This window comes from Fibrella forsythiae (genome assembly GCF_017353175.1).
Lineage (GTDB): Bacteria > Bacteroidota > Bacteroidia > Cytophagales > Spirosomataceae > Fibrella > Fibrella forsythiae.
This window is the reverse complement of sequence record NZ_JAFMYW010000005.1, coordinates 91,011-104,937: the sequence shown is the minus strand read 5'-3', so window position 1 is coordinate 104,937 and position 13,927 is coordinate 91,011. Positions and strand designations below refer to the sequence as shown.

At 52.7% G+C, this 13,927-nt stretch carries 13 protein-coding genes; 7 read left to right on the top strand and 6 right to left on the bottom strand.

What is annotated here, in order from left to right:
- Positions 1–15: 15 nt before the first annotated feature.
- From J2I46_RS16945 to J2I46_RS16935, 3 genes are all read right to left on the bottom strand, one after another.
- A complete protein-coding gene (locus J2I46_RS16945) occupies positions 16–456 on the bottom strand; it encodes an ester cyclase (protein WP_207330243.1) in 441 nt (146 codons plus the stop codon).
- A 12-nt stretch (positions 457–468) separates the two neighbouring features.
- Positions 469–1,113 carry a DinB family protein gene (locus tag J2I46_RS16940; RefSeq protein WP_229379811.1) on the bottom strand — a complete coding sequence of 215 codons (645 nt, stop codon included), beginning with the start codon at positions 1,111–1,113 and terminating at the stop codon, positions 469–471.
- A 129-nt stretch (positions 1,114–1,242) separates the two neighbouring features.
- The gene (locus tag J2I46_RS16935; protein ID WP_207330242.1) at positions 1,243–2,052 is read right to left on the bottom strand and encodes a DUF6597 domain-containing transcriptional factor; all 810 of its coding nucleotides are present in this window, start codon (positions 2,050–2,052) and stop codon (positions 1,243–1,245) included.
- Positions 2,053–2,308: 256 nt separating this feature from the next.
- Here J2I46_RS16935 and J2I46_RS16930 point away from each other — a divergent pair, with 256 nt between their 5' ends.
- The 3 genes from J2I46_RS16930 (at position 2,309) to J2I46_RS16920 (ending at position 6,470) form a co-directional block, all read left to right on the top strand.
- Positions 2,309–4,369 carry a CHU_0125 family OmpA-like outer membrane integrity protein gene (locus J2I46_RS16930; protein ID WP_207330241.1) on the top strand — a complete coding sequence of 687 codons (2,061 nt, stop codon included), beginning with the start codon at positions 2,309–2,311 and terminating at the stop codon, positions 4,367–4,369.
- Between the two features lie 124 nt (positions 4,370–4,493).
- Complete coding sequence (locus tag J2I46_RS16925) at positions 4,494–5,609, top strand: carboxypeptidase-like regulatory domain-containing protein (protein ID WP_207330240.1); 1,116 nt, start codon at positions 4,494–4,496, stop codon at positions 5,607–5,609.
- Positions 5,610–5,681: 72 nt separating this feature from the next.
- Positions 5,682–6,470 carry a TspO/MBR family protein gene (locus tag J2I46_RS16920; protein WP_207330239.1) on the top strand — a complete coding sequence of 263 codons (789 nt, stop codon included), beginning with the start codon at positions 5,682–5,684 and terminating at the stop codon, positions 6,468–6,470.
- 80 nt (positions 6,471–6,550) lie between these two features.
- Here the strand turns inward: J2I46_RS16920 and J2I46_RS16915 are convergent, their stop codons facing one another.
- Positions 6,551–7,540 carry an aldo/keto reductase gene (locus J2I46_RS16915; RefSeq protein WP_207330238.1) on the bottom strand — a complete coding sequence of 330 codons (990 nt, stop codon included), beginning with the start codon at positions 7,538–7,540 and terminating at the stop codon, positions 6,551–6,553.
- A gap of 236 nt (positions 7,541–7,776) precedes the next feature.
- Here J2I46_RS16915 and J2I46_RS16910 point away from each other — a divergent pair, with 236 nt between their 5' ends.
- The 3 genes from J2I46_RS16910 (at position 7,777) to J2I46_RS16900 (ending at position 11,193) form a co-directional block, all read left to right on the top strand.
- The gene (locus tag J2I46_RS16910) at positions 7,777–9,345 is read left to right on the top strand and encodes a capsule assembly Wzi family protein (protein ID WP_207330237.1); all 1,569 of its coding nucleotides are present in this window, start codon (positions 7,777–7,779) and stop codon (positions 9,343–9,345) included.
- 46 nt (positions 9,346–9,391) lie between these two features.
- Positions 9,392–9,895 carry a 2-amino-4-hydroxy-6-hydroxymethyldihydropteridine diphosphokinase gene (gene folK, locus J2I46_RS16905; protein WP_310589045.1) on the top strand — a complete coding sequence of 168 codons (504 nt, stop codon included), beginning with the start codon at positions 9,392–9,394 and terminating at the stop codon, positions 9,893–9,895.
- A 77-nt stretch (positions 9,896–9,972) separates the two neighbouring features.
- Positions 9,973–11,193: a pyridoxal phosphate-dependent aminotransferase gene (locus J2I46_RS16900; protein ID WP_207330235.1), complete on the top strand. Its 1,221-nt coding sequence runs from the start codon at positions 9,973–9,975 to the stop codon at positions 11,191–11,193.
- A gap of 74 nt (positions 11,194–11,267) precedes the next feature.
- Here J2I46_RS16900 and J2I46_RS16895 read toward each other — a convergent pair whose 3' ends face one another.
- Positions 11,268–11,735 carry a hypothetical protein gene (locus J2I46_RS16895; RefSeq protein WP_207330234.1) on the bottom strand — a complete coding sequence of 156 codons (468 nt, stop codon included), beginning with the start codon at positions 11,733–11,735 and terminating at the stop codon, positions 11,268–11,270.
- Between the two features lie 210 nt (positions 11,736–11,945).
- Between J2I46_RS16895 and J2I46_RS16890 the strand changes: the two genes are divergently transcribed.
- Positions 11,946–13,463, top strand: a complete 1,518-nt coding sequence (locus J2I46_RS16890) for a S41 family peptidase (protein WP_207330233.1) — start codon at positions 11,946–11,948, stop codon at positions 13,461–13,463.
- Between the two features lie 107 nt (positions 13,464–13,570).
- Here J2I46_RS16890 and J2I46_RS16885 read toward each other — a convergent pair whose 3' ends face one another.
- Positions 13,571–13,921, bottom strand: a complete 351-nt coding sequence (locus J2I46_RS16885) for a hypothetical protein (protein WP_207330232.1) — start codon at positions 13,919–13,921, stop codon at positions 13,571–13,573.
- Positions 13,922–13,927: the final 6 nt, after the last annotated feature.

The window sequence follows — 13,927 nt, the reverse complement described above, 5'->3', positions numbered from 1 at the left end:
GTAGGAAGGTCGGCACTAAGCCCCCAACTGCCGGGCAAAACTGGCGGCGTCCCAGTTGATGGTCAGGCTCTGAATCTGGTCGGCGGCGTTGAAACGGAAAACGAAGATATGGTCGGAGTCAAATCGGAATCCTTTGCTGGCAATGCCCAGAAATTCCTTCGTTTGTGTACCGCCAATGGTTACGTTGGCCGTTACGGTATCACCCTCAGCCGAGAGGTTATCAACGGTGTTGCTAATGTCGGGGAAGCTGTCGATGAGCGAATCCCAGACGGCTTTGCCAAACTCCCAGAACGTACCTAGCCCACCTTCGCCAAGGGGCAGAAAATGAACGGTGGCGTTGGGGGCGGCAAGGCCAATCATGCGGGCGGTGTCGAGGTCGTCGTAGGCCGTGAAGAAGGCAAGGCAAGCCCCCTTACGGGTCATTTCCGAGATAGATTCCTGTTGTGTGGTCTGCATGGCTAAAGGAGTTTATTTGGTGGAAAGGGAGGCGGGTGGATAATTGGGGTGCTGCTTGATTTTACGGATCTGGCGAAGGTGCCGGTCTACATGACCCCACTGAAAAATATACACCTGGTGCATGTTCCGGGGGCTATCGGTGCCGGTCAGTTCAAACTGCGCCCGCATATCGGTGGTCGTTGTCGACACAAAGTCGATGGTCTGATTACGCAGTTTTGTGAAAAAGAGCAGGTTATTTTTGCCTTCAATGAAGCCCGTTGGCCGCGAAAAATCGGGCGATTTGTGTGGGGTAGGTTCCATAATCCACTCGGCATAGTAGCCGTCGGGTTTGCTGGTCTGGTTCAGTTCGGACTGTGGTTTGCTGCGGCTACCCATACTGACCTCCCGCGCCCAGATAATTTCCCACAGGGCCAGATGCTCCACCACTTCGCCGATGCTCCAGCGGTCGGGCGATTCGTGGAAAGCCCACTGTGCCGGGGTTAGGTTTTCGGTTTCCCGGGTTAGTTCATCGCGGGTACGTTTCAGGTTATCGAGCGTATACTGGCGGTCGGTTTCGGTCCAGAGTTTGGCGGGTGTCTGCGCCAGTAACGAGCTGCTGATCAGCAGAAAGAAGAGCATTGCTTTCACGGTTTCGATCTGGTTTTGATAGATAGTCAAAACTAACTTGCCCGCTTCAGGCCAGATTGTACGTTTGCGACATTCTGTTTTGTGTCCTTTGTTGCGTTGCCTGGGTACGTTGCCGTTGACTAGCTGCACAACAGAGGACGGAAGACTGAAAACCGAGGATTATAAATACTGACTCAGTTCGGCGTTGTCTTTCACGTAGAGCGTCGGTCTTTTTCCCGTAAACTGTGTGAACTCCCGAATGAAATGTGACTGATCGTAGTAACCGGCCCGAAAAACGAAGTCCTGCCAGTCGCTGACCTGCCATCGCTGCGTAGCCAGTTGCGCGCAGACATGCCCCACCCGCCGAATGCGGGCATAGTACTTCGGACTAACTCCCACTTTTTGCAGAAACTGCCGCTCAAACTGCCGCCGACAAACGTACAGGTCGTTCATTAATTCACTGACAGTCAACACACCAAACCTGTCCACAATCAGGTTAGCGGCAAAATCGGTCCGGTCGAAGCGGTTGCCCTGGCGGAGTAACTGCCGGTTCAGAAACTGTTCCAGCAGGTTTATTCGTGCTGTCGTGCTGTTACACTCGCATAGCTGTTCGTGCAGGTACGTTATCGATCCCGTCAGCACGTCGGTCAAGGCAATTCGATCATCGGTAAACTCGTACATGGGCAACCCGAACAACGTGTTCAGGCCCGCCGGCCGAAACACAATCCCCACCATACCGATTCGCCCCGGCAGTTGCAGTTCATATTGCCGGGTAGCCTGGCCAGTTATAAAGGCCGTCGGGGCCGTTTTGGCATATTTCCCGGTCTGAACAACATACGGATCGCCATAAGTGAATACCATTGATGCAAACCCGGATGGGGGCGATTCAATGCGCAACGGCACAACCGGATGAGCATCGTTTTCCCAAACGAAATAGCATGCTACGAACGGGGCCAGATGAGGAGACGGGTGTACTTTTTGATAGCGCATATACTTGACTGTCAGTATACGAAGCTACCCGACTTTTAGTAAGTACGTGCAACAAAAACCCCGCGCATTAGGTAACGGTAGACAGGATCCTCTCCGGCGCAGACAACCAGCCTGATACGCATGCCTGGGGCGGTCCATTTCACATGAACATTTGCTAATAAACGAGGCCCTGATTTCGTTTAAATAAGGTATTGACGAATGACCCCGCCAAAACGTTATTATCTTGGGCGGGTTAATCTGTTTTGCTCCATTGATTATGAAATTCTATACGCGGGTTCCGCTGCTGATACTGAGTGTCGCCATTGGGCTAAGCAGCTGTAATTCGGCCATGCAGGCCTACAAAAAAGGTGTTCGCCATTTCGATGCCGGCGAATACAATCTGGCATTGGGCCAGTTTACCAAAGCAACAGGAAAGGTCGATGCCGGCCGCCTCAATTACTACACTGCCGAATCGTACCGCCTCTCGAACCATATCGATCAGGCGGCACCGTTCTACCAGAAGGCGCTCGATGGTGGGCTGGGTACGTCGGTAGCAGTTGCCGCAACGACCGATGCCACCGTAAAACCGGCCTTTGCCGACCAGAATCTGGCCGACCTTCGCCTTAACTATGCCTATGCGCTGAAAGCAAACGGCGATTACGCGGGTGCTCAGGCGCAGTTGCAGCAATACATCGATGCCCGGCCAAAAAGTAAGGTTGGTCTGGCCAAAGCGCAGCGCGAGATCGAAACGTTACGGGCCATTAGTGCCATCAGCGGCAAACAGGCCGATTTCCGGGTCACAAATCTAGGAACGATCAACTCAGCCGGTACCGAATATGCGCCGGTGCTCCGCGGCGATGAGCTAATTTTTACGGCATCGCGGAAAGACGTTACCTATAAAAACAATGGCCTGGCCATGACGGGCCTGTACAAGGCAAAAATTGGCCAGAAACCCGACGAAACCGGGGTAGGCAGCGCTGGCCCCCAATTGTTCAGTGGAAGCGTGTTTCAGGGCGACGTTAACGAAGGAACGCCTGCTTTCTCTAAAGATGGCAAGATGATGGTATTTGCCCGGGGCAACAATGGTAAGCGCAAGGGCGGTGCCGATGTTGACCTGTATCTGAGCCGACAAGACCAGAGCGGCAACTGGAATCAGCCCTTCCGCCTGCCCATCTCCGATTCGCTGGCCTGGGATGGGTCACCGGCGTTCTCGGCCGATGGCAAAACACTTTATTTTGCGTCGAACCGGGCGGGTAGCGTTGGCGGTATTGATCTCTATCGGGCCAATATGGACGCGTCGGGCCGGTTTAGCCGCCCGGTGAATATGGGACGCGACATCAACACCCCCGGCGACGAGATGTTCCCGTTCGTAGCGGCTGATGGCAAGCTGTATTTCTCGTCGGATGGGCACCCTGGCCTGGGTAAGCTCGACGTATTCGTAGCAACCCGCTCGGGCGGCGTTATCCGGATCGAAAATATGGGGCAGCCCATCAATTCACCCGCTGATGATTTTGGCCTCACATTCCCCGAGCCGAACAAGGGGTACATGGCCAGCAACCGCCCCGGTGGTAAAGGCGATGATGATATCTATCTGGTCGAAAACGGATCGGCTTCGTCGGGCGATACAACGACCATTGCCCGGAACAACCCGCCCAAGTCAGGTTCGCCGAAGATAGTGCGCTACTTCCTGGCCGGTACCGTAAAAATCAACGCGGCTCCCAACGCCCCGCTCGATTCGGCGCGGGTACGTATTGTTGACGACAGCAACGACGCTACCGTAGCTGAGGCCACTACGGGTCAGCCAGGTACGTTCGGGAAGTTCCCGGTGGTAGAGGGCAAAACGTATAGCGTCATTGCCGAGCGCCCCGGTTATCTGACCCGCCGCGAACCGTTTACGATGCAGGGCCGCAGCATTCCCGAGATTTTCCTGACGAAGCCCGAAACAGACACGACGTTCAACGTGGCTTTATTGCTGGATAAGGTGGAACTGAACAAAACCTTCGCGCTGGAGAATATCTATTATGATCTCAACAAGTACAACATTCGGCCCGACGCAGCCGAGGAACTGGACAAGCTGGTGACGATCCTGAAAGACAATCCATCGCTGAAAATCGAGTTGGGCTCACATACGGATGCCCGCTCACCCGATGCGTATAACATGACGCTCTCGCAAAACCGGGCCAAGGCCGCCGTTGAGTATATTGTTTCAAAAGGCATCGACGCCGACCGCATCACGGCAAAGGGCTACGGAGAAACGCAGTTGGTTGTGAAAAACGCCCGCACGGAGGAAGAGCATCAGCGCAACCGACGTACCGAATTCAAAGTATTGGCGCTGTAACGTACCTACTCCCAAAAAAGGGGCCACTCATGTGTATGGGCGGCCCCTTTTTTTGCAACCTCACAACTAAACTTATAGTTAATCGGTAAATTTGTGACCCTATGCCCGTAAGACTGCCTAAATGATGATGCGCCTCCTGTTGCTCCTTCTGCTGATTTCCCTCACGGCCCAGGCTCAGTTCACCTTGCGTGGCCGGGTTGTTAATGCCGCTGATGGGCAGCCTGTACCCTTCTGCAGCGTATTTCTGGCCAACACAACCAAGGGCACCACGGCCGACGAGAATGGGAGTTTCGTGCTGGCGAACCTACCCGCAGGTCGTTTCGATCTGGTCGTGTCCAGTGTGGGTTTCGAAACGCTGGCGTCGCCGATCAACACCAACCAGCCTGCCTCTCTGCTGATTCGGATCATGCCATCGGCGAATCAACTGGCAGAGGTGCAGGTACGTGCCAACCGCGACCCGGAGTGGCTAGAGCAGTTGGGCGTTTTCCTTAAAAACTTCATCGGCACCAGCAAAAACGCGCAGGAGTGTAAAATCATTAACCAGAACGCACTTTGGTTTGATGATAACCGGGCCACCATGCGTATGACAGGTGGAGCCCGGGAGCCGCTTATCATCGACAATAAAGCGTTGGGTTATCGGATCAGGTACGTGCTGGAGCAATTCCTGTTCGATTACGGCAACAAATCGGTGTCGTATCTGGGCTACCCTGTCTATGAGCTCATGAAGCCTCGTGGCCGCCGGGAAGCTTTGCGTTGGGAGAAAGCACGAACAGAAGCGTATCGGGGCTCATCGATGCATTTCATGCGAACACTCTACGCGAAGAAAACGGCCGAAGAAGGCTTCGAGATTCGTCGGGTTCTGGAGCGAACCGATTCGTCGAAAGTGGCTGGGCAATGGCGGATAAAGAAAGCGCGGTACCTGGTTAAGGATGCATTGCCGGCAACGTTCCTGTTAAGTGAGGAAGCATCGACAGACTCAACCACCGCCCTCTCGTTCGAGAACCTTATTCAGGTTACCTACACACTGGAGAAAGAATCGCCCGAATACGTGCGCTCGCTCTCGCCGTTTAGCGAAAAACTTAGCCCCGGTGGGCCTCAAACTTCGCTCATCTACCTGACCGAGCCAACCGTTACCATTGAACGGAACGGCAACTTTTACAATCCGCTCGGTGTAATTTTTGAAGGATATTGGGGTTGGGAAAAGATGGCTGAATTATTACCACTGACCTATGAGCCCTAACTATCAGGTACGTGCTTCGTGAACACTTGACGAGCAACGTCGGTTGTATCACCAATCAATGCTACAGTATGTATGATGAATGATCGTTTACGTCAGGTTTTGGTCGTGGTCGTAACTGTCACGCTGATTGTGATGAATGGCCTCTCAAATGCGCGCGTGTTTGGTCCGCAAACCAACGGCGACGTGTCGAATAAGTACACTACGCTGATCACGCCTGCAGGTTATGCCTTTGCCATCTGGGGCGTCATTTTTCTAGGGCTACTGGGTTTCGCCATTTATCAGGCCTTGCCATCGCAACAGCATAATCCGCGTTTTCGGGCAGCGGGTCCGTGGTATATCATCAATGCATTGGGCAATGCTATCTGGAGCCCGATCTTCAATCAGGAATGGATTGGCGGAGCATTGACGGTCATTCTGATCATGTTTGCCAGCCTGTTTATGGTTATGGAAGCATTACGGATCAACCCACGCACGGATATGGCCATGATGCGGCCTGTAAAAACGGCCGAAACGTGGCTGGCGCGCGTGCCGTTCTCTATTTATTTCGGCTGGCTCACCGTTGCCACCATCCTGAATATTACGTTGTGGTTCCGTGCCCACAGTTTCGATCTGTCTGGCATTTCTGAACCAGTCTGGGCTGTTGGCGTACTAGTATTGGCGCTGGTTGTAGGGGCCGTGCTGTATAATCGCTACCGGAGCGCCGCGTTCATTTTGGTCTTTACCTGGGCCTACACGGCCATCGCGATGAAGCAGGCTGCTACGCCAACCGTTCAGCTTGCAGCCGGGGCCGGTGCTATTGTTGCGGTTTTATTGGCCATCTACGGCCTTATTGCCCCCAAACGAAGGCAGGTATCTTTTTAAATTAAGAGTGAAGAATTAAGAATGGCTCCGCTTGCAGTCTAATGTATCTGCAAGCGGAGCCATTCTTAATTCTTAATTATCTACCCGTTCACCAGTTTCATCATCATAGCAGGGTAGCGCTCGCCGGCGGCGGCACCTTTGGGCGAGATGGCTTCGATGGCGGCCAGATCAGCCGGCGTGAGTGAGATGTTGAGCGCGCTAAGGTTTTCCTGTAGATACGATCGGCGTTTTGTACCAACAATGGGGAGTAATTCATCGCCTTGCGCCATGATCCAGGCTAAGGCCAGTTGCGAGGCGGTAACACCTTTTTGAGCGGCCAGCGCTTCGATCTGCTTTACCACGTCGAGATTCTTCTGGAAATTTTCGCCCTGAAAACGAGGTGAGTGCCGGCGGTAATCATCAGCGGCCAGGTCATCGAAGTTCTTTATTTGCCCGGTTAAGAATCCTCGGCCAAGCGGGCTGTAAGCTACCAGCGTAATGCCCAATTCACGTACGGTGGGTATTACGTCGTCTTCAATATCCCGGCTCCAGAGCGAATATTCAGATTGCACCGCCGCAATTGGGTGAATGGCATTGGCCCGGCGAATGGTATCGGCACCCGCTTCTGACAAGCCAATAAAACGAACCTTCCCTTCGTCGACCAGTCGACTCATTTCGCCTACGGTATCTTCAACAGGCGTGTTGGGGTCTACGCGGTGCTGATAATACAGATCAATGTGATCAACGCCCAATCGTTTCAGGCTACCTTCGCACGCCCGACGTACGTAGTCGGGTTTTCCGTTGATGCTTCGCTTTGCGGGGTCGTTTGGGTCGCGAACAAATCCAAATTTGGTGGCCACGAAAACAGCAGGACGGCGGTCCTGAATGGCTTTTCCTACCAGTTCTTCATTCGTAAACGGGCCATACATATCGGCCGTATCCAGAAAGTTAAGCCCCTCATCCAGCGCCGCATGAATCGTGGCTATCGATTCGGTGTCGTTGCGCTGACCGTAGAAATCGGTCATTCCCATACAACCAAGGCCTAAGGCGGATACTGTCTGGCCTGTATTTCCGAGTGTTTTCGTTTTCATAAAAGCAGTTTAATTGGTTGAATTGGCCAATACAATACAGGCAGATGACGTACTCAGCACGCTAATAGTTTTGGGTAATCTGAATTGTTATCGTGCGTGTAAATAACTACTCATTCTGTGCCCATTAACTGGAATCGAGTGGCATTGTATCTAAATTTTCTATTTATGTCGTTACCTTATAGATAAGCTATGCGTATTGGTTAATAGCTTACAAACCCAATTAATAACGTTGCTTAATGCAAGTACCTCCTTTCAAAGTGAACAGTATCCCTACTTGTCTGATCGTTTCAGTTCATGTATACTGTTTGTTGCTTTTCGTCACGAATCCGATTCAGGCGCAGGATCCGGCCCGGATAAACCAATATCATCTGGAATCAGGTAGTTTACTGGCCACTGACCAGACACCCTTCTGGCTCCGGGCCAATCAATATGGTATTGTACCACTAAAAGGCCCTGTTATTCGCTTTCAGGGCGGCATCCGGTCTGATTACCGGCTGGCCGATAGCACCGGTCATCGGCGCAAAACAGATTGGGGGTATGCCGTTGATGCGGTAGCCAATATTGGGGTCACCAATCAGTTTATTCTTCCCGAAGCCCACGTGAAAGCCCGTTTAGGGGCTTTTGAGCTGTATGCTGGCCGGAAGCGTGAGATCATCGGGCTAGTCGACACCTTGCTGACGTCGGGGGCATACGCCTGGTCGGGTAATACGTTACCAATACCAAAGATTCAGATTGGGTTGTATCAGTATACAGCTGTTCCGTTTACGAAAGGTGTTCTCTCAGTGCTGGGTGCCTATGCCCACGGTTGGTTCGAAAACAGTGATCGACTAGTAAAAGGGTCGTACCTGCATCAGAAATACCTGTACGGCCGAATCGGGAAGCCTAACTGGCCATTTCGGTTATATGGCGGATTCAACCACGAGGTAATCTGGGCGGGTCAGGCAGCACCGGGCGTATTAAGTGACCTGATTGCGGTAAATGGAAAATTGCCATCGGGTATCCAGTATTATCTGCCAATGGTTCTTGGTCTACGTGGGCAGGGCGACCGGAACGACCCCAACGTAACCTCGCTTGAAGACAACCGGATTGGCAACCATCTGGGGTCGATCGACCTGGCCGCCGATGTAAACCTTCGAAACTGGAATCTGTACGCTTATCGCCAGTTCCTGTACGACGACGGTTCGTTATTCTACGGCACAAACCTGGCCGACGGGCTGAATGGGCTACGACTGAAAAACCGACGCCAGCCTGCCGGGGAGCCATTCTTTTTACAACAGCTAACCGTTGAGTACCTATACACGAAAAGTCAGGGCGGTGACGATTTTGATGTCATTGATCCTGAACGCAGAGGGCGTGATAACTACTTCAACCACGGCCAGTTCCCTGACGGGTGGACGTACTTTGGCCGTACAATTGGCTCACCTTTTCTAACGCCGACCGCCGAGGCTCGTTCGTCGCTGCCAATTAACCGGGGAATTGTAAACAATAGGGTCAGCGTAGTCAACCTGGGTGCCAGTGCGCTGATTTCAGGAACGGTTCATATAACCTCTCGCCTATCGCTGTCGCAGAACCTGGGTACGTATTCCGTTCCTTACCCGGATGCGCCCACGCAATTTTCCGGGTTGCTGACGGCCGCGCTGCCCATCTCTGCCTTTGGCGGCACCATGCTGAGTAGCTCGCTTGGTATAGATGTGGGCGGTTTATTACCAAATAGCGTTGGGGTTTATGTTGGTCTCCGCAAGACGGGGTTGCTGGGTAACAGTAGCAGCTCAAAAGTGGTAAGCACACGATTCGCACAGCGCTGAGCATCGGTCAGGTACGTATTTTTACGCCTTAAATGAATGCATGGCCGTGAGTAAGGAACCACCACTTAGCCACAATCTTTACCTGCTGCTTGGTGCCAATCTGGGCGATAAAGCGCAAACGGTTGCCCTGGCCCGCAGGTACGTTGCCGAGCAGATTGGCTCAATCGTCTTGGAATCAGGGCTATACGAAACGGCGGCCTGGGGAATAACCGATCAGCCATCCTACCTGAATCAGGTATTGTTGGTGGTAACGTACCTGACACCCACCAGTGTATTAACGCATACACTGGCTATAGAAGAGCGCCTGGGCCGGGTTAGGGCAGAAAAATGGGGTGCCCGCGTGATTGATATCGATCTGCTTTTCTATGATGGTCTGATCCTCAATACGCCTACTCTGACGTTACCCCACCCGCTGCTGCACAAACGGCGTTTTACGCTGGTACCCCTGACAGAAATTGCCCCTGGCTTCGTTCATCCTGTATTGAAACAGACGATCCAGACATTACTAGATGACTGCTCTGATGAGGGTGAGGTAATTAAATTCTCCTAACAAGTCGGCTTAACTGCGTTGAAGTCACTAATTTTGTGGCCGTTCAGTTGCCAAATTTTCAATAAACACATACCAATATGGCTATTGCCGTAGAAAGTCCCGCCAGTATGCTGGCCGACCGGATCAATGCACTTGAAGAATCGTCTACGCTGGCCATGACCAAGATGGCTCGTGAGTTAGCCGCGAAAGGCCATAAAGTGATCAGCCTAAGCGTAGGTGAGCCCGATTTTAAAACGCCCGCCCATATTTGCGACGCCGCCAAGAAAGCCATCGACGACGGTTTCCACGGCTATAGCCCAGTAGCTGGCTACCCCGATTTGCGGAAGGCCATTGCCGATAAATTCAACCGTGACAATAACCTGCCCTGGAAGCCCGAGAACGTAGTTGTCTCAACCGGTGCCAAACATTCATTGGCCAACGTGTTGCAGGTACTGGTGAACCCCGGCGACGAGGTAGTGATTTTTTCGCCGTACTGGGTAAGCTATTCCGAAATGGTGAAACTGGCCGAAGGCGTGTCGGTGGTGATCGACGGAACGTTTGAGAACGATTTCAAGGTGACACCCGAGCAGTTTGAAGCCGCCATTACCGACCGTACGAAAGTGGTAATGTATGCATCGCCCAACAACCCAACCGGCTCGGTATATTCAGAAGCTGAACTCCGCGCCATTGGTGAGGTAGTAGCCCGCCACGAGAACGTGTATGTACTGGCCGACGAAATCTACGAATACATCAACTTCACCCCCGAAGGTCATTTTAGCATCGGTTCGATTCCTGAAATCGCCGAACGGGTGATTACCGTTAACGGCGTGGCAAAAGGTTACGCCATGACGGGCTGGCGCATCGGTTACATCGGCGCCGCCAAATGGATTGCCGATGGCGTCGAGAAACTCCAGGGACAGGTAACATCGGGGACGAACTCGATTGCCCAGAAAGCAACGGTTGCCGCTCTGAATGGTTCGCTGGATGCCAGCCGCGAAATGGCGAAAGCCTACCACCGCCGGCGCGACCTGGTAGTTGGTTTGCTGAAAGAGATACCTGGCTTTAAGGTCAATACACCGGAAGGTGCTTTCTATGCATTCCCGGACGTAAGCGCCTACTACGGCAAATCAGACGGAACAACGGTGATTAATAACTCCGACGACTTCTCAAACTGGCTGTTGAATACTTGCTACGTTGCCACCGTAGCTGGCTCAGGATTTGGTGCTCCTAACTGCATCCGTATCTCTACCGCCGCCGCCGACGAAGCCCTCGTCGAAGCGGTACAGCGCATCCGCGACGCCGTAGCAACGCTAGCTTAAGAGTTAAAAATTAAGAGTTGCTTTGCTAACAGCAGAATACGTTGTTAGCAAAGCAACTCTTAATTCTGAACTCCCTAAACCAGTTCCTGGATTTCCAGCAGGTCGGCGGGGAGTTTGATTTTGGCTAAGAGTCGTTCTTCGAGCAGGTTAGCCCACTCATTCAGGTACGTCACTACGTCGTCGCGGCGGTTATGTTTCAGGAAACGCTGCTCGATCGGGAATCGGCGGAGCACGTCGCGGTCGTCCAGTTTTTCGAGGTGACGCAGATCTTCCAGCGAAAGACCCGCCTGGAGCATCTGATTGATAATCACATCGAACGGAAGCTGGCTGGTTTCGCAGTAATCAGCCACCTGCTCGTTCCAATCGCCGTAGCGCTGCATCGCATACTGATGAATCTGGTCTTTGGTCATGCGGGTCAGTTCCTGGGCTAAATTGCCGCAGTTGCAACTGCCCATATGGCCCCACTGGTAGGGGGCGCCCTCAGCCACGTTACGGGCCGTGCGGCGCAGGGCGTCGATCAGTTCGGGGGTTGGTCTTGCCATAATATTGGTTGACTAGGTTTATTGGGAAAGCCGATTAACTCGTCAGAATGAACCGTCGAAGCTACACGTTTTGCTGACCAACTGGTGTGGAGAAGGCAAAAAATGCGCACGAATTACAGTTCGCATTGACAACGACCCGTTCAGCCGATTTGTTCGATGACTGAAAGGTACCTGATTGTACCTTTGGTGACCCGTTCAACCTATTCGTTTGTGATTGACTCCACACTGAAACGAAGCCAATACAGGCTATTTATCTTTCTCTTTTTTCTCGCAGGGCAAGCAACTGGCCAATCGGTACTGAATACACCTTTGGTCAAGGTGTATTCAGTGGCGCAGTTACGCAGCGATTTCCGGCTGATCCGGCAGGCAATGGAAGAAGCGCATCCCGGCCTGTACCGTTACCATTCCCGCGATAGTGTGTCGCACTGGTTCGATGATACCGAAGCCCGCCTGACAAAGCCGATGACCGAACTTCAGTTCAGGCGAACGGTTGAGCCCACCATTGATCGTATTGGTTGTGGCCACACAGATCTGTACGGCTCAAAAGCGTTTGTGAAGTACCGAAAAAAACACCCGTTCAGGCCCTTTCCGGTTGATGTGTTCGTACTGGACAATAAGCTGTATGTTCGTGAGAACCGCAGTACCGATACCACCGTTCAGCGCGGGTCAGAATTGCTGGCCGTCAATGGTCGATCGGCAGGTACGTTGCTCAGCCACTTTTACCAGTACATCTCATCCGATGGCTACAACCAGACGTTTAAGCCCTACGTGCTTAATACAGGTCTTTTCACGACCTACTACACGCTTGCATTTGGCCTCGATTCAACGGCTCAACGGCTAACCCTACGCGATTCGACGGGAAAGATTCGCACGCTGACCTTTCGGCCACGCCCCGATAAACTCAAAATCAGCACTGATTCAGTAGAAAAACGGGTGATTCCAGCGTCGAAACCCAATAAACCCAGCCCTCGAAAACCCGTACCGCTGGAGGAAGAACCCCGCACGCTGACCTTCTCTGACCGTGATTCATCGGTGGCTATACTGAAGGTCAGTTCGTTTACGGGCGGTGGTCAGCGCGCCTTTTTTCGTCAAAGCTTTAAGGCCATTGCCAAACGGAAAATTGTTAGCAATCTGGTTATCGATGTCCGCGGCAATTTGGGCGGGAACTCCGCAACCTCGGCAAAATTGGTCACTTATCTGGCCGACAAACCGTTCCAGGCCTACAAGGAAGTAGATGCACCCGTCAGGCAGGTGTCGTTCAACCGATATCTCGGCTGGAAATTCTGGCGGTTCTGGATCCGAAACTTCTTTACCCATAAGACTCCTGAAGGCGCGTTCCGCCGCTCGGGTGTAACCGGAATCTTCAAGCCAATCAAAAAGAACAGATTTAGGGGAAAAGTCTTCGTGTTGACCAACGGGGGGACGTTTTCGGCAGCGTCGATCTTCACGTCGCTAGCCAAACATAACGCCGTCGGCAGAGTTACGGTGATTGGTCGGGAAACGGGCGGTGGTGAATATGGCTGCAACGCCTTCACCTCTCCGTATATGACCCTCCCCGAAACAGGTGTGCAACTCCGGTTGCCGCTTTACAAAATTGTGCTGGCTATTCCCGGAACCGACAAAGGCCATGGCGTAATGCCCGATGTACCGGTTACTTATACTGCTTCGGCCATCCTGTCGGCACAAGACCTGGACATCGAGAAGGTGTATGAATTACTGAAAAAATAAGTGGTCATTACACTGCGCTGTTATTGGTTGTCATGAAGCGATCATCTGTCAGAAAAACAATGAATGAGCACGACAACCAATGACAGCGCCGCCGTAATGTCCGCTGATCACACATTTGTCAATTGACCAGCTACAGTCTGTAGCGCTGCGCCCAGGGCTTCAAGGCGGGTGGCCATGTCTCCCTCCGGGCCAACTTTTACGCCCATTTCATGGGTGTGCGTTGCCAGATCGACCAGAATCTGTTGCAGTTCGCTAGGGTTAGGCGAACCGCTCTCCAGCTGGGTCTTCAACTGCTGAAGCAGGGCAACAACTTCTTTGGTGTTCTCCGACTCGCTCAGGGTGCTGATCCATTGATCGATGACCCCTTTTCCGCTTTGTGGCGTCAGGTCTGTTACGTCTGTGGCCAACGCCCCCATAGTGGTGTCGAGCAGATCGGTTGCTTCTTCGTGGTTATCCATAATGGT